Source organism: Cytobacillus sp. NJ13 (assembly GCA_030348385.1).
GTDB lineage: Bacteria > Bacillota > Bacilli > Bacillales > Cytobacillaceae > Cytobacillus.
Genome location: JAUCFP010000006.1, coordinates 3480888 through 3507423 on the forward strand (window position 1 = coordinate 3480888; position 26536 = coordinate 3507423).

The 26536-nt window shown below is 44.1% G+C and carries 27 protein-coding genes and 2 rRNA genes; 2 read left to right on the top strand and 27 right to left on the bottom strand.

What is annotated here, in order from left to right:
• Window positions 1-13: 13 nt before the first annotated feature.
• From QUF73_17435 to metG, 14 genes are all read right to left on the bottom strand, one after another.
• Complete coding sequence (locus QUF73_17435; protein MDM5227920.1) at window positions 14-970, bottom strand: ribose-phosphate diphosphokinase; 957 nt, start codon at window positions 968-970, stop codon at window positions 14-16.
• A 44-nt stretch (window positions 971-1014) separates the two neighbouring features.
• Entirely contained in the window at window positions 1015-2388 is a 1374-nt protein-coding gene (gene glmU, locus QUF73_17440) for a bifunctional UDP-N-acetylglucosamine diphosphorylase/glucosamine-1-phosphate N-acetyltransferase GlmU (protein ID MDM5227921.1), read from the bottom strand.
• Between the two features lie 274 nt (window positions 2389-2662).
• Entirely contained in the window at window positions 2663-2953 is a 291-nt protein-coding gene (gene spoVG, locus QUF73_17445; protein ID MDM5227922.1) for a septation regulator SpoVG, read from the bottom strand.
• Window positions 2954-3139: 186 nt separating this feature from the next.
• On the bottom strand, window positions 3140-3514 hold the full coding sequence (locus tag QUF73_17450) for a RidA family protein (protein ID MDM5227923.1): 375 nt from the start codon (window positions 3512-3514) through the stop codon (window positions 3140-3142).
• Window positions 3515-3538: 24 nt separating this feature from the next.
• On the bottom strand, window positions 3539-4357 hold the full coding sequence (purR, locus tag QUF73_17455) for a pur operon repressor (GenBank protein MDM5227924.1): 819 nt from the start codon (window positions 4355-4357) through the stop codon (window positions 3539-3541).
• Between the two features lie 59 nt (window positions 4358-4416).
• Entirely contained in the window at window positions 4417-5286 is an 870-nt protein-coding gene (ispE, locus tag QUF73_17460) for a 4-(cytidine 5'-diphospho)-2-C-methyl-D-erythritol kinase (GenBank protein ID MDM5227925.1), read from the bottom strand.
• 318 nt (window positions 5287-5604) lie between these two features.
• Window positions 5605-5778: a small, acid-soluble spore protein, alpha/beta type gene (locus QUF73_17465; protein ID MDM5227926.1), complete on the bottom strand. Its 174-nt coding sequence runs from the start codon at window positions 5776-5778 to the stop codon at window positions 5605-5607.
• A 247-nt stretch (window positions 5779-6025) separates the two neighbouring features.
• The gene (locus tag QUF73_17470) at window positions 6026-6289 is read right to left on the bottom strand and encodes a Veg family protein (GenBank protein ID MDM5227927.1); all 264 of its coding nucleotides are present in this window, start codon (window positions 6287-6289) and stop codon (window positions 6026-6028) included.
• Between the two features lie 316 nt (window positions 6290-6605).
• Window positions 6606-7490: a sporulation peptidase YabG gene (gene yabG, locus QUF73_17475; protein MDM5227928.1), complete on the bottom strand. Its 885-nt coding sequence runs from the start codon at window positions 7488-7490 to the stop codon at window positions 6606-6608.
• A 294-nt stretch (window positions 7491-7784) separates the two neighbouring features.
• Entirely contained in the window at window positions 7785-8663 is an 879-nt protein-coding gene (rsmA, locus tag QUF73_17480; protein ID MDM5227929.1) for a 16S rRNA (adenine(1518)-N(6)/adenine(1519)-N(6))-dimethyltransferase RsmA, read from the bottom strand.
• Entirely contained in the window at window positions 8656-9216 is a 561-nt protein-coding gene (rnmV, locus tag QUF73_17485) for a ribonuclease M5 (protein ID MDM5227930.1), read from the bottom strand. Before rnmV ends, rsmA begins: the two co-directional genes overlap by 8 nt.
• A gap of 306 nt (window positions 9217-9522) precedes the next feature.
• Window positions 9523-10716, bottom strand: coding sequence for a ubiquitin-like domain-containing protein (locus tag QUF73_17490; GenBank protein ID MDM5227931.1), 1194 nt, complete (start codon window positions 10714-10716; stop codon window positions 9523-9525).
• A gap of 635 nt (window positions 10717-11351) precedes the next feature.
• Complete coding sequence (locus QUF73_17495) at window positions 11352-12119, bottom strand: TatD family hydrolase (GenBank protein ID MDM5227932.1); 768 nt, start codon at window positions 12117-12119, stop codon at window positions 11352-11354.
• A 214-nt stretch (window positions 12120-12333) separates the two neighbouring features.
• Window positions 12334-14298: a methionine--tRNA ligase gene (gene metG / locus QUF73_17500; GenBank protein ID MDM5227933.1), complete on the bottom strand. Its 1965-nt coding sequence runs from the start codon at window positions 14296-14298 to the stop codon at window positions 12334-12336.
• A gap of 712 nt (window positions 14299-15010) precedes the next feature.
• Between metG and QUF73_17505 the strand changes: the two genes are divergently transcribed.
• Window positions 15011-15295 carry an AbrB/MazE/SpoVT family DNA-binding domain-containing protein gene (locus tag QUF73_17505; GenBank protein MDM5227934.1) on the top strand — a complete coding sequence of 95 codons (285 nt, stop codon included), beginning with the start codon at window positions 15011-15013 and terminating at the stop codon, window positions 15293-15295.
• A gap of 39 nt (window positions 15296-15334) precedes the next feature.
• Here QUF73_17505 and rsmI read toward each other — a convergent pair whose 3' ends face one another.
• From rsmI to QUF73_17555, 10 genes are all read right to left on the bottom strand, one after another.
• On the bottom strand, window positions 15335-16213 hold the full coding sequence (gene rsmI / locus QUF73_17510) for a 16S rRNA (cytidine(1402)-2'-O)-methyltransferase (protein MDM5227935.1): 879 nt from the start codon (window positions 16211-16213) through the stop codon (window positions 15335-15337).
• Window positions 16191-16475 carry a GIY-YIG nuclease family protein gene (locus tag QUF73_17515; GenBank protein MDM5227936.1) on the bottom strand — a complete coding sequence of 95 codons (285 nt, stop codon included), beginning with the start codon at window positions 16473-16475 and terminating at the stop codon, window positions 16191-16193. Before QUF73_17515 ends, rsmI begins: the two co-directional genes overlap by 23 nt.
• Entirely contained in the window at window positions 16465-17205 is a 741-nt protein-coding gene (locus tag QUF73_17520) for a tRNA1(Val) (adenine(37)-N6)-methyltransferase (GenBank protein ID MDM5227937.1), read from the bottom strand. Before QUF73_17520 ends, QUF73_17515 begins: the two co-directional genes overlap by 11 nt.
• A 75-nt stretch (window positions 17206-17280) precedes the next feature.
• Window positions 17281-17655: a DNA replication initiation control protein YabA gene (yabA, locus tag QUF73_17525; GenBank protein ID MDM5227938.1), complete on the bottom strand. Its 375-nt coding sequence runs from the start codon at window positions 17653-17655 to the stop codon at window positions 17281-17283.
• Between the two features lie 12 nt (window positions 17656-17667).
• A complete protein-coding gene (locus tag QUF73_17530; GenBank protein ID MDM5227939.1) occupies window positions 17668-18495 on the bottom strand; it encodes a stage 0 sporulation family protein in 828 nt (275 codons plus the stop codon).
• Window positions 18488-19495, bottom strand: a complete 1008-nt coding sequence (holB, locus tag QUF73_17535; protein ID MDM5227940.1) for a DNA polymerase III subunit delta' — start codon at window positions 19493-19495, stop codon at window positions 18488-18490. Before holB ends, QUF73_17530 begins: the two co-directional genes overlap by 8 nt.
• A gap of 13 nt (window positions 19496-19508) precedes the next feature.
• Window positions 19509-19949: a YaaR family protein gene (locus QUF73_17540; protein MDM5227941.1), complete on the bottom strand. Its 441-nt coding sequence runs from the start codon at window positions 19947-19949 to the stop codon at window positions 19509-19511.
• 42 nt (window positions 19950-19991) lie between these two features.
• Window positions 19992-20321 carry a cyclic-di-AMP receptor gene (locus tag QUF73_17545; protein MDM5227942.1) on the bottom strand — a complete coding sequence of 110 codons (330 nt, stop codon included), beginning with the start codon at window positions 20319-20321 and terminating at the stop codon, window positions 19992-19994.
• A gap of 167 nt (window positions 20322-20488) precedes the next feature.
• Window positions 20489-21115, bottom strand: coding sequence for a dTMP kinase (gene tmk, locus QUF73_17550; protein ID MDM5227943.1), 627 nt, complete (start codon window positions 21113-21115; stop codon window positions 20489-20491).
• A gap of 20 nt (window positions 21116-21135) precedes the next feature.
• Window positions 21136-22572, bottom strand: coding sequence for an aminotransferase class I/II-fold pyridoxal phosphate-dependent enzyme (locus tag QUF73_17555; GenBank protein MDM5227944.1), 1437 nt, complete (start codon window positions 22570-22572; stop codon window positions 21136-21138).
• Window positions 22573-22838: 266 nt separating this feature from the next.
• Here QUF73_17555 and QUF73_17560 point away from each other — a divergent pair, with 266 nt between their 5' ends.
• Window positions 22839-23042 (top strand): sigma factor G inhibitor Gin, encoded by a 204-nt coding sequence (locus QUF73_17560; protein MDM5227945.1) that lies wholly within the window; start codon window positions 22839-22841, stop codon window positions 23040-23042.
• Window positions 23043-23203: 161 nt separating this feature from the next.
• On the opposite strand, the gene rrf is transcribed toward QUF73_17560, so the two are convergent.
• From rrf to QUF73_17575, 3 genes are all read right to left on the bottom strand, one after another.
• A 5S ribosomal RNA gene (gene rrf, locus QUF73_17565) occupies window positions 23204-23320 on the bottom strand.
• Window positions 23321-23399: 79 nt separating this feature from the next.
• A 23S ribosomal RNA gene (locus tag QUF73_17570) occupies window positions 23400-26335 on the bottom strand.
• Window positions 26330-26461: a hypothetical protein gene (locus QUF73_17575; protein ID MDM5227946.1), complete on the bottom strand. Its 132-nt coding sequence runs from the start codon at window positions 26459-26461 to the stop codon at window positions 26330-26332. Before QUF73_17575 ends, QUF73_17570 begins: the two co-directional genes overlap by 6 nt.
• Window positions 26462-26536: the final 75 nt, after the last annotated feature.

The window sequence follows — 26536 nt, forward strand, 5'->3', positions numbered from 1 at the left end:
ATTTAATTACCGATCAATCAAAAAGAGTGCTGACAGATTGCTCTTCATGAACTCGGATGATCGCTTCACCGATTAGCGGTGCAACGGAAAGTTCGACAATCTTGTCTGTTTTCTTCTCTTCTGGAAGAGTGATTGAGTTTGTCACAACCAATTCTTTGATTGTTGAGTTTTCAATTCGTTCGATGGCAGGTCCAGATAAAACCGGGTGCGTACAGCATGCATAGACTTCTGATGCACCGTTTTCAATCAGGGCATTTGCTGCTAATGTAATGGTTCCGGCAGTATCAATGATATCGTCGATTAAGATGGCAGTTTTTCCATCGATGTTCCCCACAATGTTCATGACTTCAGCCACATTTGGCCTTGGACGGCGCTTGTCAATGATGGCAATCGGTGCTTTTAAGCGGTCAGCCATTTTACGCGCACGTGTTACACCGCCGTGGTCTGGAGACACGATTACGATGTCGCCATCCATGATTTTGTTCTTAAAGTAATCAGAAAGGATTGGCACACCCATTAAATGATCGATAGGAATATCGAAGAACCCTTGAATTTGCGGCGCATGCAGGTCAAGTGTAATCACGCGGGTTGCACCAGCTGTTTCCAAAAGGTTTGCTGCTAGCTTAGCTGTAATCGGCTCACGCGCTCTGGCTTTGCGGTCCTGGCGGGCATAGCCATAGTAAGGCATTACGATGTTGATCGTTTTGGCAGATGCACGCTTAAGAGCATCGATCATGATCAAAAGCTCCATTAAATGCTCATTAACAGGAGAGCTTGTAGACTGGATCACATATACATCGCATCCGCGGATGCTTTCTTCAATGTTAATTTGGATTTCGCCGTCGCTGAAGCGCGTCACGGAACATTTACCAAGCTCCACACCAATCACATTGGCGATTTCTGCAGCTAGCTTGCGGTTTGAATTTAAACTGAACACCTTTAAGTTTGGATCTAAATACTGGTTTGACATTTTGGGCCTCCATCGATTTATTTCTTACATATAGAAAGTTCGGTTTATTTCTTAATGTTTAATTTTTGCGTGTAGTTTTCCTTGTTCACCTGGCGAGCACGGGCAATGGATAGGGCTTCTCCCGGCACATCTTCTGTAATCGTCGATCCTGCTGCCACATATGCACCTTCTCCAATCGTTACCGGTGCAACGAGATTGGAGTTGCACCCAACGAATACACCATCTTCGATTTTGGTCAGGTACTTATTTTTGCCGTCATAATTGACAGTGATTGAGCCGCAGCCCAGGTTAACATCCTTGCCTACTTCTGCATCGCCAATATAGCTCAGATGAGAGGCTTTGCTTCCTTTTCCGAAAACAGATTTCTTCACTTCTACAAAGTTGCCGATTTTCACTTCATCATGAATATCTGATTGCGGACGAATGTGAGCAAACGGCCCAATATTCACTTGTGAACCAATATGGCTGTCATGTGCAGCAGACTGGCGGATCACTGTGCCTTCCCCAATATGGCAATCAGAAATCTCTGTTTGAGGTCCGATCACACATTCGGAACCGATGACTGTATTGCCGGAAATGATTGTTCCAGGGTAAAGAACTGTATCAGACCCAATTTTCACATCCGCACCAATATACGTGTTGGACGGATCGATAATGGTAACGCCATTTCGCATATGTTCTTCATTAATCCGCTGTTTCATGAAGGATTCGGCCTGTGATAAGGCTACCCGGTCATTGACACCCAGGGTTTCCCCAAAATCAGCCGTCTGGTAAGCCGTAACGACTTCACCTTCATTTTTCAGGATCTCAATCACATCCGGAAGGTAATATTCACCCTGCACATTATCATTTGTAACTTTGTTTAATGCTTCAAACAAGGCCTTATTATCAAAGCAATAGGTCCCAGTATTGATTTCTTTTATCTTTCGTTCTTCCTCGGAAGCGTCTTTCTGTTCAACGATTTTTTCAACCATCCCCATGTCATTTCGGATCACTCGTCCATATCCGAATGGATTTTCCGCATGGGCTGTTAAAATAGTCGCTTTGGCAGATAGCTCTTCATGATGCTTGAAAAGCGCTTCCATTGTTTCATGTTTGATGAGCGGTGTATCTCCGCAGACTACGAGCGTCACGCCCTCTTTGCCTTCAAGCATATCGCGAGCCTGCATAACGGCATGAGCGGTGCCCAGCTGCTCTTCCTGAAGAGCATATTTGCTGCTTGAGCCAAGCTGCTGCTCCACCATTTCCGCTCCATGTCCAGTAATGGTGACAATTTCTTTTATGTTAAGCTTTGTAACTTGATCAACAACATGTTGAACCATCGGTTTGCCGCAAACAGGGTGAAGGACTTTGTAAAGCTTTGACTTCATTCTTGTCCCCTGGCCTGCGGCTAAAATGACCGCGTATCGATTAGACATTGACAGGCCTCCAATTTAACCTTTTTATCCATAACGAATATATCTTAAATGGGCTCTTATTTCAAGAAATGATGACAAAGTACATATATTTGTCATTACCATTAACGGTATTTTCTGAAGAAATGGTTTAATATTTTCACAGACAGGGTAATGAACAAGATAGAAAAAAAGCCCTGAGCACCGCCTGTAGCAGGGGGTCTCAGAGCTTGAATTCTTCACAGCTAAAATAAAAAAGAGCCTTACTTATGTAGCAGGCCCTTGTTGATATATTTTCTTAGGAAGCACCGGCTTCTTCAAATTCCACTTCTAATTCACCTAAACGGTGGTACTCGGCTAATACAGCCTCCTGGATTTTACCGCGCGTTCCTGAATTGATCGGGTGCGCGATATCTCTAAACTCCCCATCCGGAGTACGTTTGCTCGGCATAGCTACAAATAAGCCATTATTCCCATCGATCACACGGATATCATGAACAACAAATTCATGATCCAGCGTAATAGATGCGATTGCCCTCATTCGTCCATCCGTGTTAACGCGGCGTAATCTTACGTCTGTCACTTCCATTCTGTTCACCACCTTTTCGAGAAGATATAATCCTAATTGTATAAATTCAACATATTTCCTGAATCTCCTTCTTAGATAAAAAATATTTTTTGAATATTTTGTTCAAAGTAAAACATTGTCTGTTAAAGCACTTTTCTGTAATAAAAAACGCCCGTTCATATGAACGGGCGAAATAAACGCGGTTATTTATTTTACGAGGGCCACTACTTCAATTTCAACCAATGCATCCTTTGGCAGTCGTGCCACTTCCACACAGGAGCGCGCAGGCTTGTGTGTGCTGAAATATTCCCCATACACTTCATTGATGGCTGCAAACTCGTTCATGTCCTTGATAAATACCGTTGCCTTTACCACGGTATCTAATGACGCGCCCGCTTCTTCAAGCACTGCCTGAAGGTTTTTAAATACCTGATGCGTCTGTTCTTTTACATCCCCATCAACCATAACGCCTTCTGCCGTAAGCGGAATTTGTCCTGAGCTATAGAATAGGTTATTTACAGTAATCCCCTGAGAATATGGCCCAATTGCTGCCGGCGCGTGATTCGTTTGAATGACTTTCATGAATTCTCCCCCTAAAAAATATGATTATTTTTTAAAATAGTTGCCTTCACTTACATTGATTTTCTTTTCCCTCACGTCAACATCGGATAGACGCACAAGAGAAAGGTACTCATCAACCAGCCGTTCTTCTGCTTTTTCTGCCTCGACCAGGACAGCAATGCCAGCGAGGTTTGCTTTGAATTCTTCCAGCATGCTGACCATGCCATTAACCGTTCCCCCAGCTTTCATAAAATCGTCAATGATTAAGACATTGGATCCCTCTGCCAGGCTTCTTTTTGAAAGAACCATGGTCTGAATCCTTTTGGCGGAACCTGACACATAGTTAATGCTTACCGTGGATCCTTCTGTCACTTTGCTGTCCCGTCTTACGATGACAACAGGCACATTGAGATAATTAGCTGCAGCATATGCAAGCGGAATCCCTTTTGTAGCTACCGTCATGACCACATCAACAGGCTTATCTGCAAAGGCTGAGGCAAAAAGCCTTCCTGCACGCTGTACAACTAAAGGATCTCCAAGAATGTCTGTCATATAAAGATAGCCGCCGGGAAGAAGCCTTTCCGGACTGGCAATTAAGCTGCAGAGCTCATCTACAAATGGCCGGGCTTCATCATCGGTTACTTTAACATGAAACTTTACGCCGCCTGCTGCTCCAGAAACGGTTTGCAGCGTGCCTATTCCTCTTTGCTCAAATGTTTCTTTGATGATTGTGAGATCTTCACTGATCGAAGACTTGGCAGAACCATACCTTTCTGAAAAGAAAGTTAAGGATACCAGCTGACGCGGATGGTTCAATAAATAATTGGTCATATCTATCAACCGTTCGCTTCTGCGAAATTTCATTGTGGAACCCCCATTTAAATCCGAATATTTTAACGATAATATACCATTAATATACGGATTTAATCAAGCTTATGTCTTTCTCCGAGCATTCTGACCGCAAAAACCTGGTCGCAAAACCCTCTAAGGCCATTATAAATCCGATGCATTCTTGAATCATGATGCACAAGCCCAAAGACGGTCGGTCCGCTGCCGCTCATCAGAACAGCATCCGCTCCAAATCGTTTCATCTGGTCTTTTATTTGCAGCACCTCGGGATGCATATTTAGTGTTACATCCTCCAGAACATTCCCCATGTTCCGGCAGACATCATAGTAGCTGCCCGTATTTATCGCTTCGATCATTCCCGCAGTATTCGGATGCTGTACCTGCTCTACATCCAGTCTTCTATAAACATCAGCAGTCGATACGCCGATGAACGGCTTAGCCAGTATGACCCAGCAGGTTGGAGGGGCAGGAAGCTCCTGAATTTTTTCTCCTCTTCCTGTAGCTAATGCAGTTCCTCCGTATACACAAAAAGAAACATCTGAACCGATTTCCGTACCGATTTCGGCAAGCTCATTCAATGAAAGCCCCAAATCCCACAGCTTGTTAAGGCCTCTTAGAGCTGCTGCTGCATCACTGCTGCCTCCAGCAAGTCCCGCAGCAACCGGAATCGCTTTTTCTATTGTAATGGACACACCTTTTTTCACTTGAAACCGTTCCTTAAGAAGGTGTGCAGCCTGATAAGCCAAATTCCGCTGATCATCCGGAACAAAACGGTTATGAGAGATAATCTTTATCTCGTCCTTATCTAAAAGTGTTAATTCCAGGCGGTCTGCCAAATCAATCGTTGTCATTATCATTTCCACTTCATGATAGCCATCTTCCCGTTTATGCAAAACATCTAATGACAAATTGATCTTAGCAGGCGCCTTAACCATGACCTTCAACATTTCCACCTACTTCTTTCCTATAAATCGGACTCCTGTCCAGCTCCACAAGCGAGGCACTTTGGCCCTGCCGGCTCATTCTGAAGGGAAAGCCATACCATCATTCAGTATTGACTTTATTTTAACCGGAAATAAGCGGCAGCATTGTGCTTTTCTTCTAGAGCGTCTCCATTTTTTGTCCTATTTTACCACAAAATAAACATAAAAGCTCAGGTGGCCTGGAATAGAAGTTATCACTATTTGACAAACAGAAAAGCCGAAGCATAAGCTTCGGCTGACGCAGTGCATATTAATGCTTAAACATAATCTGTGCGAATGCTATTTGTTAAGAAGGTTCTGCTGCGCAATTTCGATAGCCCGCTTAACCATATTGCCGGCATCTTTGGCACGGATGCCGCCCCAGCCTTCTTTTTGGACCACATCATAAAAGCCAAGCTCTTTCGCAATTTCTTCTTTTAAACCATCTGACATAACGCCCCGTCTTCTGCCCAACATTAACATCCCCTTTCGCACTGCGGTATGTATAGTATGTGAAAGGAGCCTTACATTCATTAAGAAAAGCGCAAGCGACTTCGGAACAAGCCAATACCGCTTGTTCGTGTGAAGAGTATCAAAGGATGCCCATCCATAGTGCTCACCCCCGAAACCTCGATAGGGTGGGCTGCTTACGCTAGGCAGCTCTGAAAAAAGGCAAACAAAAAGCAGTAAACAATTTGTTCACCGCCCGCTGTCATATATATTAGCTTAAAGCAACCTGTCCTGATGTGTCTTCATAGAATGTAATTTGAACCGTTTCTGTTAAAACATCTGCATAGCTGTAAGATACCCGTTCAAATGCATTTTCATCCTGATCTAACTCAATCACAAATACTGAAGGATACGTTTCTGCCAGAACTCCTGAGCGTTCAATGGTCTTTCTGCGCCCGCCATTTGCTTTTAGCAGGAGCCTTTTCCCAAGATTTGAATCAAGAGCTTTTTTAATATCTGATAATGTTTTTGCCATTCGGTCCACCTCACTATGTTAAGTATATCACACTGACACAATACTGTCAAACAAAAATATAAATTATAACAGTGTTTAAAAATAAATGTCAATATGTTTTGTTCTACTTTTTCTTCTAATTTTCAACAATTTTAGGATTGCCTTAAATGGCAAAGATTATGTATAGTTTTTGAAAGCCTTATAAGACTGCACTTCATTACCTGGGAAATAGTCGAAATTCACCCGCGCGAAATTGCTCGAAAAATGCTTAATAAATTCTTATTTTCCGGAAAAGCATAAAAAAACAAGCCGCTATATATCGCAAACGGCCTGCTGATTAGGATTCGTATAAATCATCGTCATTGTAAGGCATTCCTGTTCTCAGTACTCCCCGGGTTTCGATTCCTCCGAGTCCCTTTTCACCTGTTAATGTATTTCTTAAGATATCCCATAAGTTGATTCTTTCCATAAATGGTGTAAGGCTGACTTTCGCAACAATGTATACGGGGTCAAGGGCATGGATATTCACCCTGGAAGGAGAACTGGCGAAGTTGGCGCCTGCATGGATCAGCGATTCGAAATGGGACTGGCATGCTCCGGCAAAAATGACAAGCTGATCAAGGTGCGGTATTTTTTTGCGTGCTTCCCTCACCGTCTGCACAAACTCCCTGGAGTGCCTGTAAGCATTGATATCCGACTTCTTCCCCTTTGCCTTTGAATAGGCATCATGCCCTGTTACAACCAGGATATCAGGCCTGTAATGATCGATGAGCTGTCCGATTTTCATCGGCATTTCCTTTTCATTGCAATGGATTCCTGTTACGGGTATGCCTATTTTTTCATAGACACTTAAGCATTTCTTTAAATAAGATGGATCACCATCCAGGTGAAGCACCCTGCCTGGTATCTGAAAATAGTTAAGCGTCTTGCTGTAGCCGTCAGTTACCTCATACTCCTGCTTCTCCCTCAAAAGAGCGAGGTCTTGCCTGAATAGCTGGAAAGACTGTTCCTCAAGCGACCTATACTCCTGCTCAAACTTCATCCGCTGCGCCCGGTTAATGACGATTAAATCCTCACAGGGAGCATCCGCAACGAGACGAATATCCTCTCCGAATAATACAGCCATTTTTTTGCCGCCCTGGTCTTTAATATCAATCACGCGGAATAAAATATCACAGTGATACGAAATTCTTCCGACGATATCCATCGTATTTATAGTCAATGTCGTCACTCCAATTGCCCGAGGGTAAACGCGGGCTGCTTCTGGTCTCTTGTTTGTGATTTATTATTTATGTCATAAATTATGCATTCGTCTATAAACATGTGCGTAGAATTAGAAAAGCGGAAAAGCCTTGCCCCCCGACTTCCCGAGGGGGCAGGTGCCCTCCTAAAAGCTATGCTTTTAGTCGTGCGATAATGAAGCTGACGAGGTGTTCCTTGTGGTGCTGGCCCGTTATCGACGTTCAAAATTTGAGGCAAAAAAAAAGCCCGCTGTTCTCAGCAGGGCTTGCCTTTTTTACGAAAAATGCGGCAGCAGGGCATCGCTCAATCGGGCAAATTCTTCGATGGATAGAGTTTCCCCTCTTCTGCCCGGCTCGACATTGGCTTGTTCGAGAGCGGAGAGAATCTGTTCCTTCTTTTGTTTTCCTCCAGGGAGCTGGCTTGTTAAATTATTCAGCAGAGTCTTGCGTCTTTGTGCAAAGCTTGCTTTTGTCACCTGGAAAAAGAAGGATTCGCTTTTCACCGCCACTGCAGGCTCTCTGCGCTTTGTCAGTTTAATGACCGCTGAATCCACATTCGGCTGCGGCACAAAGACCGTCTTCGGCACGATCATGGCCGTTTCAGCCTCTGTATAGTACTGGACAGCGATGGAGAGTGAGCCGTACTCTTTCGTTCCAGGACGGGCTGAAATTCTGTCCGCTACCTCTTTCTGGAGCATACAGACGATTCCTCTGATCGGAAGCTTATCCTCGAGCAATTTCATGATAATCGGCGTTGTAACATAATACGGAAGGTTGGCGACAACCATAATATCGTCAAAGCCTTCAAACTCCCGTTCAATCGCTGTCTTAACATCTGCTTTCAATACGTCTTCATTGATGATGGATACATGGGGATACGGCGATAAAGTTTCCTCTAAAATGGGAAGCAGCCGCTGGTCAATTTCAAAAGCAAGCACCCTTTTGCTTCTCCGGGCCAGCTGTTCAGTCAACGCCCCAATTCCGGGGCCAATTTCAATGGCGCCCGACTCGACCGTTAAATCTGCATGATCGACAATTCTCCGGAGAATATTCGTATCGATCAAAAAGTTCTGTCCCAGGCTTTTCTTAAAAGAAAATCCGTATTTATCCAAAATCGCCCGTGTTCTGGCTGGCGTTGCAATATCTTTATGCATTTTGTTCCTCCTTGCGAATAGCTTCGATTGCCTCAGCAAAGTCTTTCTGGCTGATCTGAAACATCATTAAGCGCTTATGAAGCTGCTTGCCGTTTGTGTAGCCGATTTTGAGAAGTCTGCCCAGCTTTTCTCTTCTTTCCTTGGCTCCCTCTCCGCCAATCAGGCCTGCCGTTACCAGGTCTTCCTGGGTAATGGTTTCCTCATAGGTTTCCTGCATAACTTGGGCGTCCTTTAGTGCCTGGCGGATCATTTCAGGCGATGCATGCTCAACGCCAACTCCTCTGCCATGCTTATGAAGAGCATCCGCTTTTTCTATAAAGGCATGCTTGCAGCCGGGTACATCATTGGTGATCGTATTCCGGATTTTTTGTCCGGGAAAGTCCGGGTCTGTGAATACGATTACCCCTCTGGTCTTCTGGGCAAGCTTTATTTTTTCAATGGTTTCCTGATTAATGGCAGATCCATTGGTTTCGATTGTATCGGCATCCAGGGCTCTTTTGATCGCCGCTGTATCATCCTTGCCTTCTACAACAATAATTTCTTTGATCTTCATGTTTCCTCCTAAGAAAAGCGCAAGCAGCCCACCCTAAGCCCCCTCGAGGGAGCAGGCTGCTTGCGCTAGACAATTATCGATGTTCAAAATTATATAACTTCTCTTTCCGCGAGAAAATATAAAAAAATTGAAAAAAACTTGAAACATTTCTGTAATGTAATTCGTCTAATTAGATGTAAGAAGAATATATTAATAAAGAATAGTTCTTATTATATATGATGCAGCTGGAAAATGAAAAAATGTTAATTATTAACCTTCTCTGCAATAAAATAAAAAATACAGGGGAAAGCCCCTGTATCACAAAAATTAGTTCAGTATTTTAATCTTTACGGTTTTTCTTCCCCATTTGTAAGCTTCTGATTTGGAAGAGAAGAATACATCGATTTTGTTTCCTTTAATAGCACCGCCCGTATCAGCTGCAACGGCATAGCCATAGCCTTCAACATAGACCTTCGTTCCAAGTGGAATGACACTTGGATCAACAGCTATTACCTTAGCACCCGGATTGGCACGCAAATCCAAGCCAGTAGCGGTTTTGCCTGAGCATCCGCTGCAATTGGCCGTATAGGCAGTTGACGATACATATATTTCTTTTCCGCTTGCCTTGCTGCTTGTTCCACGGGAAACGACCTGTGTTGCTGCAGCCACCTTTGTTCCGACAGCAACGACTTTATCCTGCTTCTCTTTCACTTGCTTTTCACTGATCAGCTTTCTGGAAACTTCCTTGCCATTCTCCAGGACGACTTCAAATTCTTTCGCCTTTAGGCCTTCTTTTCCAGCATTCATCACCTTTTCAGTGCCTTTAGCCAAGCTATTATCTTTTTTTGTCACAACTGCGAAATTAATTGGTTCTTCCACTACATCGGTGACTTTTTCAACTCGAATGACTTTTATATTGTCATTGGCTTTGACTGTCTCTTCCAACTTTGGTTCAACACGGTCTAAATCATTGATCTTGATTCCCTGCTGTGATAAAAAGTCAGCGACCGTAGTCGAAGTTGACCAAACCTGCTTCTCTTTACCGCCATTATTAAGCGTTAAAGCGAATGCTTTCTCTACTTGAATTTCAAGGTTGCTTTTAATTTTATCCTCTGGTTTTGGCTGAACCTTATCATGTTCAGTCAGAGTAATATTCTGTTCTTTTAAAACGTCCCCGACCGTCTTTGCAGCCGTCCAAATCGTTTTCTTCTCGTTATCTGTTACAACTTTCACCTGTTTAGCCGGTTCATAGACAATTTCTGTATTGTCCTTAACCTCTGTGTTTACCGAGGGAAACACATAATCTTCTGAGCGAAGTGAAATATCTAGATCATCGAATATATCTTGAATCGTTGATGCATGCGTTTTGATGACTTTCTCTTGGCCACCTATCGTCAGTGCTACTGTTTTCTTTGTCGTTTCATATGCAATGAAACCGCAGGCAGCAGCAAAGACTACTAAACTAGCAGAAAAAATGGCCAATTTCTTTTTACTCAAAGACTTGGATAACAGGTTTTTCATGTTTTGAATCACGATGAAAAACGCCTCCTTTTCTCTCGGAGTGATTATATAGAGTATCTTGCCGACTGTCAACTCTTTCAATTTTCCAGCTTCCGAAAGGCTGGCGGAATGCAGGCATCGGGCTAGGATTGCCTGTATCCATAGAACTGCACTCTATCTCTATGTATGAAAGACAGCTCCTCTCTATGCATGCCTTCTTGCAAGTGCCCCGTTTTCGATGATGCTTGCCTTGGATTTATACATTTCCACACTCATGTGAAAAATCCTTCTTTTTTTGATTTAGGGATTTTTACGTCTTTTTGGTAATCCCTTATTTTCTGCCGACCAGGCGTTCAGCAATCGGGAGTGCTTCCGGAAGTTCCTCAAGCCTTTAGACTGCCGGTTCTTTATCTGTTACGCTCCTCAACTAGCAGCAAACGCCCTCCGCTCGATCAGCAGGGGTACTAAAACAGCACCTTTTTCTAGTAAATGGCAAGCTCTCTCGTAAACGTATTTCCTATTATGCAAAAAAACCAGGAGAAAGGAAAGAGAGACTTATCGACATGGTTATCCTATGAGAGGAAGGAGACATGTAGAACTTTTTAGAATCAGAAAAAATTTGGACAAGCTCCCACAGGTTTCGACAAAAAGAGATATCAGTTTATGCCGAATAATTTTTTTGCATTTTCCGTGGTTGCTTGTGCAACTTCTTCTACCGAAAGTCCTTTTATTTCAGCTATCTGCTCTGCAACTAGTTTGACATAGCTAGGTTCATTCCGTTTTCCTCTGAATGGATGAGGGGTAAGATATGGGCAGTCTGTTTCAATCAATAGCTTTTCAAGCGGAATAACATCGGCCACTTCTTTTGGCTTTTTTGCATTCTTGAATGTCACCGGACCGCCAAGGGAAATATAAAAATTCATATCCACACACTCTTTGGCAATTTCAGGACTGCCGCTAAAGCAATGCATGATTCCGCCTACTTCTCCCGCTCCTTCTTCCTTAAGGATTTCGACTATATCGGCTGTGGCATCACGGTTATGGATAACGATTGGAAGCTTGACTTTTTTCGCCAGACGGATTTGCTTTCGGAAGACTTCCTGCTGAATACCCTTTGGAGACTTGTCCCAATAATAATCCAAGCCCATTTCTCCCAGTGCAACCACTTTTGGATGGCCGGAAAGCTCTTCGATCCACTGAAGATCGTCCTCTGTCATATCGATGGCATCAACCGGATGCCATCCCACACTGGCGTAAATGAAATCGTATTTCTCAGTCAGCTCCATCGCTTTTTCAATCGTTGGACGGTCAAAACCAACGACCACGATGTTGGAAATTCCTTCACTAAGTGCCCGGTCAATGACCTCTTGTAAATCTTCGTTATATTGTTCGGCATTAAGGTGTGCGTGTGTGTCGAAAAACATCAAAAAACTCCTTTTTGTTCATATTATTTTTCTATTACTATTATGTCAGGGATGTAACAAAAATAATGTGCTGGCAGAATGGTTGAAATTGAATAAACTCACCAGAAATTACTTTTCAAAAATAATTTTTTTCCCAAAATAAAAAACATAGAAATGCTCACGGTATACGCTTAACACTTCTATGTTTTTTGTTTAACAGGAGAAATAAATAATATTATTTTACCCGTGCACCCAATGGAAGAGATTCAGCGATTGTAGCAAGGGAAAGTTCGCCGTCTTTTCCACCTGCTAAAATCATTCCTTCTGAAAGCTCGCCGCGAAGTTTCACAGGCTTCAAATTTGTGACGCAGATGACTTTTCTGCCGACCAGGTCTTCCGGCTTATAGAATTTGGCAATTCCGGAAACGACCTGGCGCTTTTCATAGCCAAGATCCAGCTGTAATTTTAAGAGCTTATCAGCTTTTTTCACCGGTTCAGCCTCAATGACCTGAGCCACTCTTAAATCGACCTTCATAAAGTCATCGATTGAGATTTCCTCACTATCCGGTTTTTCCTCTGCTTTTGCTTCCGGCTTTGCTTCTTCTTTAGGAGCTGATCCCTGCATTTTGGTTTTAATGAAGTCAACTTCTTCATTAATATCCAGGCGAGGGAAAATTGGTTCTCCCTTTAATACCTTTGTGCCTTCTGGAATCAGGCCAAATGTCTCAAGGCTTTCCCAGGATGTTAATGCTTCTTCGTTTACATTCAGCTGTGTGAAGATTTCTTTTGGCGTACGTGTCAGGAATGGCTGCAGAAGCACCGCGATTCTTCGCAGGGATTCCGCCAGATGAGCCATCACACTCGCCAGCTCTTCCCTTTTCTCTTCCTCTTTGGCAAGAGCCCAAGGCTGCGTTTCATCTATATATTTATTCGTTCTGCTGACAAGCTGCCAGACTGCAGATAGGGCAACAGAGAACTCCATTTTTTCCATAGCTTCCTCATACTTAGAAACCGTCTCACGGTTCATTTGCATCAGCTGCTGGTCAAACTCTCCTTCTGAATCTTTATATGCCGGAATAACACCGTCAAAATATTTATTAACCATCGCAATCGTACGGTTTAAAAGGTTTCCTAAATCGTTGGCAAGATCAAAGTTGATTCTTTCCACAAAACCTTCTGGCGTAAACACTCCGTCTGCGCCGAATGGCACTTCGCGAAGCAGGTAATAGCGCAGTGCATCAAGACCATAACGGTCGATAAGGGTAACAGGATCCACTACATTTCCTTTTGATTTGGACATTTTGCCGTCCTTCATCAAAAGCCAGCCATGTGCAAACACCTTTTTAGGAAGAGGCAGATCTAATGCCATCAGCATGATTGGCCAGTAAATCGTATGGAAGCGCACAATTTCTTTTCCAACCAGGTGAACATCTGCAGGCCAATAGTTCAGATACTTGGAATCATCATCGGTTCCATAGCCAAGCGCAGTGATGTAATTCGACAGTGCATCAATCCATACATACACAACATGCTTTGGATTATTCGGCACTTTTACTCCCCAGTCAAAAGTTGTCCTGGATACCGCCAAATCCTCAAGGCCCGGTTTAATGAAGTTATTGATCATTTCATTCTTGCGGGACTCAGGCTGTATGAAAGATGGATTTTCTTCATAATACTGCAGAAGTCTGTCTGCGTATTTGCTTACCTTAAAGAAATAGGATTCTTCTTTTACTTTATGAACGGGACGTCCGCAGTCAGGGCAGTTTCCGTCTACAAGCTGGCGTTCTGTGTAATAAGACTCACATGGTGTACAGTACCAGCCTTCATATTCGCCTAGGTAGATATCGCCCTGTTCTACAAGCTGAGCGAAGATTTTTTCTACGATCTGCTTATGTCTGTCCTGAGTTGTGCGGATAAAGTCATCATAGGAAATATCGAGTTTCTTCCAGAGATCCTGGATGCCGGCGACAATTTCATCTACGTACTGCTGCGGTGTTACCCCTTTTTCTTCCGCCTTCTCCTGAATCTTCTGTCCATGTTCATCCGTTCCTGTCAGGTACATAACGTCAAAGCCGCGCATGCGCTTGTAGCGCGCCATTGCATCACCGGCAACAGTTGTATAGGCATGCCCTATATGTAAATTTCCGCTAGGATAATAAATTGGAGTGGTTAAATAAAACGTCTTTAATTTGTCCTCCACAAGATTCCCTCCCTCATTTTAAAAGCGCAAGCGCCTTGCCCACCCCCGACAAGCACAAGACGAGCCTCACGGAAAGGCGTTCTTTGCCTTTTTGGGAGGATTGGCTTGTGACCTCGAGGGGGTGGGCGCTGGAGCTAGATAGTTATCGAAGTCTAAAGTTATACTTTCTTAAATTTTAAAAAATCCCGCCCAATTTGGACGAGAGTATTAATCAGAAAATCGTGCCGTTATTGGGCCTGCTATATCAATATTTTACAAGAAGTTATATTCGTCAGCATAACCTCTTATACCATCAAAATATACCTAAAAACTTGAAATTGTGCAACCAATAGGCAGAAAGGAATGGCAGAATTCTTCTTAAATTTAATTTTTTTATTTTCTATCCTTAAAAAAGGAAATTAACTTACGAATATTATTATAGTAAAAGTATAATTATTGTAGAATTTTGTCGAAATGTCGAAAATAGTCATATCGCTATTTTTTGAATGGTTCTTTCCCTCTTCTTAATTAAACCTTCTTTATTTCTTAAAAAACGTTGTCATATCAACACTTCAAGTTATATCCTAAAATTTTCTATTTGAATTCAAAATAAAGTAATTGACGTATATGGGAATGGCTGGTATTATAAATGTAATAAAGATTTTGTCGAATAATGACGAAACAACATAGATAAAGAAAAATATTATTGGAGATTTGAGAGGAGACTTTTATTATGAAATCCACAGGTATTGTTCGTAAAGTTGATGAGCTTGGCCGCGTAGTTATCCCTATTGAATTAAGACGTACACTTGGAATTGCTGAAAAGGACGCTTTGGAAATCTACGTAGATGACGAAAGAATCATCCTTAAAAAGTACAAGCCAAACATGACTTGCCAAGTTACTGGGGAAGTATCTGATGAAAATATCTCTTTAGCTAACGGCAAATTAATTCTAAGCCGTGACGGTGCAGAACAGCTGTTAAAAGAAATTCAAAACACTTTTGAATTAGCAAAATAATAATGAAGAAAAGCTTCTCACGCGTGTGAGAAGCTTTTTTTATTCCTCAATATGATAAGCATGATAAACATCCCGCTTATTTAATCCCCGATCTTTTGCCGTTTGCTTAATGGCTTCTTTGCTCGAGAGTCCAGTTTCTTCTATATAATGTCTAACATGATCTTCAACCGAAAGATTCTCCCACCAGGCTGTTTCTTCATCCTGCACAGCTTCGGAAGTTCCTTCAATAATAATCACAAATTCTCCTCTTACCTCGCCGTTTGAGGCCCATTCCATTGCTTCTGCTACAGTCCCCCGGATAAATTCTTCATATTTCTTCGTCAGTTCGCGGCATAACGCGATATTCCTGTTCCCCATAATATCCGACATCAGCGAGAGGGTTTCCTTCAGGCGGTGGGGAGCTTCATATAAAATAATGGTTGCTTTCAGCTTCGAGAGACTCTCCAGCTCCTGTTTCTTAAATTTCTTCTGTCTGTTCAGGAAACCGTAGAAATAAAAGGGCTGTGTATCAATGCCGGAAGCAATCAGGCCGGTTAATGCAGCATTCGCACCAGGAAGGGGCACCACTGTCAGCTTTTCTTCAGCAGCCGCCACTACAAGATCAAAGCCCGGGTCTGAAATCGCAGGCATTCCCGCATCACTGACAAGGGCAATCTTTGCGCCATTGGCCACTTTATCAAGCAGCTTCTGCCCGCTTGCCTCCTTATTATGTTCGTGATAGCTGATGATGGGTGTTGCAATATCAAAATGATTGCAGAGCTTCTTCGTATTGCGCGTATCCTCGGCCGCAATAAAGTCAGCTTCTTTCAGAATCCTAACTGCTCTGAAGCTCATGTCTTCCAGATTGCCGATCGGAGTCGGGACTAAATAAAGGATTCCTTTTGTTTCTTCATGTTCAAAGCTTTTTTGCTGCCACATATGTACCACCAGTCTCTTTCATTAAAAACTCTTCTTTCTTTTTCCGGGGCCATTGCTTAAATTCATATTCGGCTCTCATCGCTTCGCCCTTTTCAGAAAAGGATCGGGAGAAGACCAGGTCCACCGGCCCTCTGCCTCTTGTATACTTCGCCCCTTTTCCTTCATTATGGGCCTTCACCCGTTTTTCAAGATCATTGGTGTAGCCCGCGTACAAGCTGCCATCACGGCAATGGAGAACGTAAAAATAATGGCTATTCACCATATAAAATCTCTCTCATTTCAGATGTGTATTCATTTTCTTCATTATATACAAATAAAGGAGGCAGGATTTTCAGGTCCGGATTGCCATTTTTCACTGCCTCAATCAGCAGTGTATTCGCTTCTTTTCCGGCCTTTGGATAGACGAATTGCACCCTTTTCGGCTCAAGCTTATACTTGCGCATGAGCGTCACAATGTCCAGGAACCTTCCCGGCCTGTGTACAAATGCCACCTTGCCGCCCTGTCTCGCAAGCCCGCTTGACGCTTTAATCGCATCCTCCAATGTACAGAGTATTTCATGGCGGGCAATCGCCAAATGTTCATTCACATTGATTTCCTCCCGGGAAGGAGTAGGAAAATAGGGCGGGTTGCAGGTGACAACATCAAATTTTCCATATCCTAAAACCTGATGTATTTCTTTAATATCTCCGTGAATCATCTTAATCCGGTCTTGAAGCTTATTGTATTCAATGCTTCTGACCGCCATATCATGCAAACGCTCCTGAATTTCAACGCCTGTAAGGGCCCCCTTTGTTCTTGTGCTTAAAAATAGCGGGATCACGCCATTTCCGCTGCACAAATCAATGAGATTGCCTTTTTGAATCGGCACATATACAAACCGGGCCAGCAGGACAGCATCCAGTGAAAAGGAAAAAACGGCCGGGCTTTGAATAATTCTCATATCTTCAGCCAGCAAATAGTCCAGCCGCTCCCCTTCTTTTAAAAAATCCATTCTTGATCCTCCATGCTTCTCTGATTCTTTGCTTCTATGGAAAAATAGCCTTCCTATCATCAGGAAGGCTAAAATTTACTTCTTATTTAGGAAAGACAAGCAAAACAGACAGTCTCCCTCTTTTCGAGGGCTGCCGAAATGGAGATTGCAAATGTGAAAGCCTTCCTGATAAAGGCGGGCAAGGTTATCATAGCCTTCGCCAATATCAATCACCTTATCATCATCTGCAGCATCGGCAGATTGTTCTGATTTGCCTTTTTTCGCAGATGTGCTTTCCTTTTCCGCAGATATGTCTAAATGGCGTCTTAAATGTTCGTTTTCCAGCTTCAAAGAGTTATTCTCTTCAAGTATTTCTGCCAAATGCTGCTTTAACTCACCAAGCTGCTGATATAACTCTCCAATTTGGGTTTCCATATTACTCACTGAGTCAAAGATTTCTTTTTTATCCACGACTTCCACCTCTTAATCTGTGGACTGAACTGATACAGCACCTTGTTTTAAAATTTCATCCAATGTATATTCGAGGACGCGCTCTGCTTCTTTCACATCAACCTGCAGAACACGCTCCAATATATTCAAGCCTACCACTTTTCCAGCTCCATCAGGGGTCTGAATCCATTCCCCAAGGTCCGGGAGCTGTTCTTTTGCTGCTTCGTACTCATCATTCTCATACTTCAGGCAGCACATTAAGCGTCCGCACAAACCTGATATTTTCGTTGGATTCAACGATAGATTCTGATCCTTCGCCATCTTAATGGATACAGGATCAAAATCACCCAGGAAGGTGGAACAGCAGAGCATTCTTCCGCATGGGCCAATTCCGCCAAGCATTTTTGCTTCATCCCTCACACCAATCTGGCGAAGCTCTATCCTTGTCCGGAAGATAGCTGCGAGGTCTTTGACAAGCTCGCGGAAGTCAACCCGGCCATCAGCCGTAAAGTAGAAAATGACCTTATTTCGATCAAATGTATATTCAACATCGACCAGCTTCATATCAAGCTGATGTGTATGGACCTTTTCACAGCAGACCTCATATGCTTCTTTGGCGGCCTGCTTGTTCTCCTCGACAATCATGCGATCCTTTTGATCTGCAATACGAAGAACCTTTTTTAATGGAAGGACAACATCATGCTCATCGACCTGCTTTGGGGCAATTACCACTTTTCCGTATTCTACGCCTCGGACAGTTTCGACAATGACAAAGTCATCCTTTTGTATTGAGAGATCTCCGGGATCAAAATAATAAATCTTGCCCGCTTTTTTAAAGCGCACTCCTACTACATCATACAAAGGAAGATCCCTCCTGCAATTTTAGCACAAGCTGTTCCATCAACAGCTGCGGATTCATATTTGCCTGTAATTTTCTTTTGGCTTCCAAAACAGCCGTCATCTGTTCCGTCAGACGCTTTGTAGAAGATTGCAGCGCAAACTGCTCTAAACGATTTCGTTCGTTCAGATGGACAACCTGGTCTTGTTTCCCAAGCTGAATATATAGTAAATCTTTAAAAATAAGAAGTAATAAATCCAAGCCGCGATCAATCTGCTCTTTTTCTTTAAAGTGCAAGAACCAATCCTCCTGAAGGGCAACCATCGCCTCAAGCGGATTCTTCTTCACCACTTCATATAATTTTAACACTATTTTTTGTGCTTGTACAAACCAATCATCAGAACTATATTGCAAAGCTTCATCCAAATTATTGGTAATTTGTGCAAGTAATGGTGCCTGGGCAGGATTCACTCCATTATTTTTTAATTGCTGAATCATTTCCGCAGGAGATAATGGCTTAAAAGAAATGGTTTGGCAGCGGGATAGAATAGTAGGAAGCATCTGCTGAGACTGCTCGGTAGTCAGCACAGCGGTCGTCTCTGAATGGGGTTCCTCCAGAAATTTAAGCAAACTGTTGGCAGCGTTAACTGTCATTCTGTCAGCATGTACAATCACATAAAGTTTTCGCTTTGATTCTACCCCGGTCTTTGAAAACTCCTCCTGCAGGCTTTGAATCTGATTCTTTTTGATAGAAAGCCCGTCCGGCTCAAGAATATGAACATCCGGATGATTGCCGCTGTTGATCCTCTTACAGTTTGAACATGTTTCACATGGAACATACCCTTCAAGCGGCTCAAGACAGAATCGGCTTCTCGCCAAAAGCATGCTTGCTTCCCGCTTTCCCGTTCCTTTCATCCCTTCAAATAGGTAGGCGTGGGCCAGCCGATCCTTCACTATGCTATTTTTAAACATTTTTAATACAACTGGCTGTAAGGCCTCCAGCTGTTCCCACGTTTTTCCCACAACGATCACTCACTTACATATATAAATTTATTAAAAGTCCCTTAATCTCGCCGACTTTCCCCAATATATCGATAGATGATTCTTCTTTTTTCATTAGTTCATCCGTCAGCTCTGATAGCTTCTCATCAACCGTTTCTACCACTTTCAGAGACCGGCCCTGTCCATGCTGGTTCCAGCTGTGCGATTGCTTCAGCTCCATCCCAAAGTCAACAGCTTCCTTCACAAACCGTTTCACAAGCGTTTTAAATTTGGCTAAATCCTTAAAGGTTCTGGAGCGGGCCAGCCGTTCTCCAGCGGCATCTATATCCTTTAACAGCCCCTGAAGCTGAGAAGCCTGCATTTTCTGGTCCTGCTTCTGCACCATTTCAGAAAACTTAACGCCGTTCCCAGCCGCATGCTTCTGCTCATTGCGGACATTTTCCATCTTGAGCCGAAGTTCCTGATTAATTTTCATACCTAATCCTCCGCAAAGGGCATTAAGCTCCCTTTGTATTTATTAAAAATGGTGGAATTGTTCAACTGGCAGGACAAATACCGTCGCACCGCCAACCTCAACTTCTACAGGGTAAGGCACATAAGAATCAGCATTTCCGCCCATTGGCGATACAGGTGCTACCAGCTGGTCTCTTGCTCTGCAATTTTCCTTAATAATCTGCAGGGCTCTCTCCACACGGATATCCTCTGTCCCAATCATGAACGTTGTATTGCCTGATTTCAAGAATCCGCCCGTGCTGGCCAATTTTGTCGCACGAAAATTATTGTCAACCAACGCATTCATTAGCTTATTGCTGTCCTGATCCTGAATGACTGCCAGAATTAATTTCATAAGCCCATCCCCTTTACAAGTTTTTAATCCGTTTTATCTTACTTTTATTATATCAATTATTTTATCTTCAAGCAGAAATTAAGGGAATACCGAAAAAATTATTTTGAAAACGGACTGGCAAGCTTATCAAAAAAGCCTTAAAGAAATATGATCTTTAAGGCGAATTTTTATATTAGTTCTTTCAGCTTGCTCTCCGCCTGCTCATACACTTCCTCTAATGGCCTCGAAGCATCGATTTTAAAGATGCGCTCCGGATAAAGCTCCATTAGCTTCAAATAGCCTTCCCGCACTTTGTAGTGAAAGTCGAGCTTTTCCAGGTCCAGGCGGTTCACTTCCCGTCCTTTATGCTGATTGATTCGATCCAGCCCGGCCTCTGGTTCAATATCAAAATACAGCGTCAGTTCAGGCATCATGCCTTCAATGGCAAAGCTGTTTATAGAGTAGACTTCGTCAATGCCAAGGCCCCTTGCATAACCCTGATAAGCAAGAGAACTATCAATAAACCGATCACATAATATGATAAATCCCTTATCCATCGCTGGCTTTACTTTTTCAGCCAGATGCTGCCTTCTGGCTGCAGCATAAAGCAGAGCCTCTGTTCTTGGATCCATCTTTGTATTATTTTTATCTAATATGACACTTCTGATCTGCTCTGCAATCTCAATTCCGCCAGGCTCTCTTGTCTGAAGAACCTGATAGCCTTCCTTTGCCAGATTGCTTGCCAGCATATCAATAATCGTTGTTTTTCCGGCGCCCTCAGGTCCTTCGAGCGTAATAAACTTACCTTTTTTCATTTTACTTCCTCCAGCTGCTGTTATAGATCCTGATAAACGTGAATGCTGCCTTTTTTTATATTTTCCCCATTTTGGAACCGTGCTCCGGCTTTAATTTGAAATCTTATGTTTGCTATGTCTTCCCCTTCGATGACTTCACCTGGGAATAGGAGCGGGATGCCTGGCGGATAAGGAGTCACCTGCTGTGCACATATTCTGCCGGCCGCCTCTTCCAGTGCCACCGTTTTAATGGAACGACGTTCTTGTTCCTTTTGCTCCAGGGCAAGGCCAGAGACAGGCCTTTTACTGAAAGGGATCTTTTCATTTCGGTCTGCAGGGCCATATGATTTCAACTCCTCTTCCAAGCAGTGAATAACCCGTTCAAATGGATAATCCATATCTTTTTTTAAAAGGGGCAAAACAAATAGGACATTATCTGGATCTGCCATTTCCGTAAAAATCCCGTACTTTTCCAGAAGAGTCTGCAATTCAAACCCGCTAAGAACGGTTTCCGACTTGATGGTCACTTTTAAAGGGTCACCGTTTTGATGTTCAAAATTCAGAATTTTAATTCCTATTATCTTGCTTAGTTCCTTCCTGAACTGCCCGATTTTTTCAAGCAGTAATTCCTGATCCTTTGCCGAAAAGGAAGCTAAATAGGCTCTTGCTAAATCAAGGGATGCCATAATGGGATAGGAAGGACTGCTTGATTGGAGAATCCCCAGATATTTGGACACTCTTTCTTCTTTTATAAAACGGCTATTAAAATGCAGATAAGCCCCCATCGTCATAGCAGGCAAAGTCTTATGTGCCGATTGTACAACCAGATCTGCGTGAAGCTGAACGGCCGACGCAGGAAAATCATTTCCCCCGATCAAATGCGCTCCATGCGCTTCATCCACCAGTACTGGAATTCCCTGATCATGGGCGTACTGAATAATACCCTCCAGGCTGAACACCATTCCGTAATAATTTGGATAAGTTAAGATTAATGCTTTTGCATCCGGATATTGGCTGATTGCCTCTTTAATGGTCTCTAAAGCTACACCCCCGGCAACGCCCCACTCTTCATTAAATTCCGGTGCTAAGAAAACAGGCTTAGCCTTAGCCAATGTAATGCCATTAAGAATGGATTTATGGCAATTCCGCTGGACAAGTACAGTCTCATTTTCCTTTGCGGCTGACAAGACCATGGCGAGATTCCCTGAGGTCGATCCGTTAACAAGGAAAAAGCTTTTTGGAACCCCATACAAATCGGCAAGCAGCTTTTGCGCCTCCAAAATGACTCCTTCAGGAGAATGCAAATCATCCAGTCCGCTGAGCTCAGTAGCATCGAGCTTTAAAATATCTTTAAAATAATCTGTTCCTTCACCACCTGAAAGATGACCGTTCTTATGTCCGGGTACATGAAAAGATACCGGCTGATGTGAAGCATGTTTTTTTAATTGATTCCATAATGGAGTCTGTTCGTGATTCATATCTTCATCACTTTCCTAAGATTCTTCTCTCATTTTAACAAAACAAGTATGTGCTTGCTATAAAAGAAACATGAGGGCGATATCTGCGCCAGTCCCTGAAGCGTCAGGTAAATTTATGAAAGAAATCCTTTATAGACATACACCCAAATTAGATTTCCATCATACAATATTAATCAAGTAACCTCAAAAAACCCGCCAATGAATATTCGAAAAATTGTATACAATACCATTGATCTGGGCAGAATAAGTGTATGGAGGTGGAGTGATTGGGTTCGCTATTAGCAAAAAAACATGCAGGGGAAGAATGTGTCATATGCGAGCAGGCAAAAACCAGGGGAATACATCTATACACTTCTTTTATCTGCACAGATTGTGAAAAAGATTTAATCACCACGGATACAAGCAATCCAAAATATAATTATTACCTAAAGAAACTGCGAAAAATAACCATGCCGGAGATATTTTCTTAAAATGTAAGCCCTTTGATAGGGGCTTTTTATTTTTTCATATTTTGGCCGAAGTGGCACATATAGATATATTCCCCTAAAAAGGAGAGCCCAAATAAGATAATATGATTCACTAAATCATCCAAACACACAAAAAAGAGCACCCATCAGGTGCTCTTTCATATGCCCGGCAGCGTCCTACTCTCACAGGGGGACAGCCCCCAACTACCATCGGCGCTGAGAAGCTTAACTTCCGTGTTCGGTATGGGAACGGGTGTGACCTTCTCGCTATCGCCACCGGACTATTTGATTGAAGAAACTTCGTTCCCTCAAAACTAGATAATGCATGAAGAAGTGTTTGCCGAGTAATAACCATATGACTTGGTTAAGTCCTCGATCGATTAGTATCAGTCAGCTCCACATGTCGCCACGCTTCCACCTCTGACCTATCAACCTGATCATCTTTCAGGGATCTTACTAGCTTGACGCTATGGGAAATCTCATCTCGAGGGGGGCTTCATGCTTAGATGCTTTCAGCACTTATCCCTTCCGCACATAGCTACCCAGCGATGCCTTTGGCAAGACAACTGGTACACCAGCGGTGCGTCCATCCCGGTCCTCTCGTACTAAGGACAGCTCCTCTCAAATTTCCTGCGCCCACGACGGATAGGGACCGAACTGTCTCACGACGTTCTGAACCCAGCTCGCGTACCGCTTTAATGGGCGAACAGCCCAACCCTTGGGACCGACTACAGCCCCAGGATGCGATGAGCCGACATCGAGGTGCCAAACCTCCCCGTCGATGTGGACTCTTGGGGGAGATAAGCCTGTTATCCCCGGGGTAGCTTTTATCCGTTGAGCGATGGCCCTTCCATGCGGAACCACCGGATCACTAAGCCCGACTTTCGTCCCTGCTCGACTTGTAGGTCTCGCAGTCAAGCTCCCTTGTGCCTTTACACTCTGCGAATGATTTCCAACCATTCTGAGGGAACCTTTGGGCGCCTCCGTTACTTTTTAGGAGGCGACCGCCCCAGTCAAACTGCCCACCTGACACTGTCTCCCGCCCCGATCAGGGGCGCGGGTTAGAATTTCAATACAGCCAGGGTAGTATCCCACCGACGCCTCCACCGAAGCTGGCGCTCCGGCTTCTCAGGCTCCTACCTATCCTGTACAAGCTGTACCAAAATTCAATATCAGGCTACAGTAAAGCTCCACGGGGTCTTTCCGTCCTGTCGCGGGTAACCTGCATCTTCACAGGTACTATAATTTCACCGAGTCTCTCGTTGAGACAGTGCCCAGATCGTTACGCCTTTCGTGCGGGTCGGAACTTACCCGACAAGGAATTTCGCTACCTTAGGACCGTTATAGTTACGGCCGCCGTTTACTGGGGCTTCGATTCAAAGCTTCGCTTGCGCTAACCTCTCCTCTTAACCTTCCAGCACCGGGCAGGCGTCAGCCCCTATACTTCGCCTTGCGGCTTCGCAGAGACCTGTGTTTTTGCTAAACAGTCGCCTGGGCCTATTCACTGCGGCTCATCAGGGCTATGCACCCTAATGAGCACCCCTTCTCCCGAAGTTACGGGGTCATTTTGCCGAGTTCCTTAACGAGAGTTCTCTCGCTCACCTTAGGATTCTCTCCTCGCCTACCTGTGTCGGTTTGCGGTACGGGCACCTTTTCCCTCGCTAGAGGCTTTTCTTGGCAGTGTGGAATCAGGAACTTCGGTACTAAATTTCCCTCGCCGTCACAGCTCAGCCTGTGTGGTAACGGGATTTGCCTCGTTACCGGCCTAACTGCTTGGACGCGCTAATCCAGCAGCGCGCTTACCCTATCCTCCTGCGTCCCCCCATTGCTCAAACGGTAAAGAGGTGGTACAGGAATATCAACCTGTTGTCCATCGCCTACGCTTTTCAGCCTCGGCTTAGGTCCCGACTAACCCTGAGCGGACGAGCCTTCCTCAGGAAACCTTAGGCATTCGGTGGATGGGATTCTCACCCATCTTTCGCTACTCATACCGGCATTCTCACTTCTAAGCGCTCCACCAGTCCTTGCGGTCTGGCTTCAACGCCCTTAGAACGCTCTCCTACCACTGACATCGGAAGATGTCAATCCACAGCTTCGGTGATACGTTTAGCCCCGGTACATTTTCGGCGCGGAGTCACTCGACCAGTGAGCTATTACGCACTCTTTAAATGGTGGCTGCTTCTAAGCCAACATCCTGGTTGTCTAAGCAACTCCACATCCTTTTCCACTTAACGTATACTTTGGGACCTTAGCTGGTGGTCTGGGCTGTTTCCCTCTTGACTACGGATCTTATCACTCGCAGTCTGACTCCCATGGATAAGTCTTTGGCATTCGGAGTTTGTCTGAATTCGGTAACCCGATGGGGGCCCCTAGTCCAAACAGTGCTCTACCTCCAAGACTCTTACTACATGAGGCTAGCCCTAAAGCTATTTCGGAGAGAACCAGCTATCTCCAAGTTCGATTGGAATTTCTCCGCTACCCACACCTCATCCCCGCACTTTTCAACGTGCGTGGGTTCGGGCCTCCATCCAGTGTTACCTGGACTTCACCCTGGACATGGGTAGATCACCTGGTTTCGGGTCTACGACCACATACTCATTCGCCCTGTTCAGACTCGCTTTCGCTGCGGCTCCGTCTCTTCAACTTAACCTCGCATGTAATCGTAACTCGCCGGTTCATTCTACAAAAGGCACGCTATCACCCATTAACGGGCTCTAACTACTTGTAGGCACACGGTTTCAGGATCTCTTTCACTCCCCTTCCGGGGTGCTTTTCACCTTTCCCTCACGGTACTGGTTCACTATCGGTCACTAGGGAGTATTTAGCCTTGGGAGATGGTCCTCCCTGCTTCCGACGGGATTTCTCGTGTCCCGCCGTACTCAGGATCCACTCTGGAGGGAACGAAGTTTCAACTACAGGGCTTTTACCTTCTCTGGCCGGCCTTTCCAGACCTGTTCATTTACCTCGTTCCTTTGTAACTCCGTGTAGAGTGTCCTACAACCCCAGGAGGCAAGCCTCCTGGTTTGGGCTAATCCCGTTTCGCTCGCCGCTACTCAGGGAATCGCGTTTGCTTTCTCTTCCTCCGGGTACTTAGATGTTTCAGTTCCCCGGGTCTGCCTTCCATACCCTATGTATTCAGGTAAAGATCCTATCCCATTACGGATAGGGGGTTCCCCCATTCGGAAATCTCCGGATCAAAGCTTACTTACAGCTCCCCGAAGCATATCGGTGTTAGTACCGTCCTTCATCGGCTCCTAGTGCCAAGGCATTCACCGTGCGCCCTTTCTAACTTAACCTGCTTCGGCCAATGATAAGCGGCGAATCTCTGCGTCAGCTCCGTCACTGTGCTCCTCACGTACTCTCGTACGCTCCGGTGCTCGTTCGGTCGCTTCCTTGATCTTCTTGCTTCTCATTGCCCTCATGGTTTGTGCTCTTACTTCGTTTTAAAACTAAAATAAGAGAAAAAAACTAAGATGGCGATTACTCGGTTATTGCTT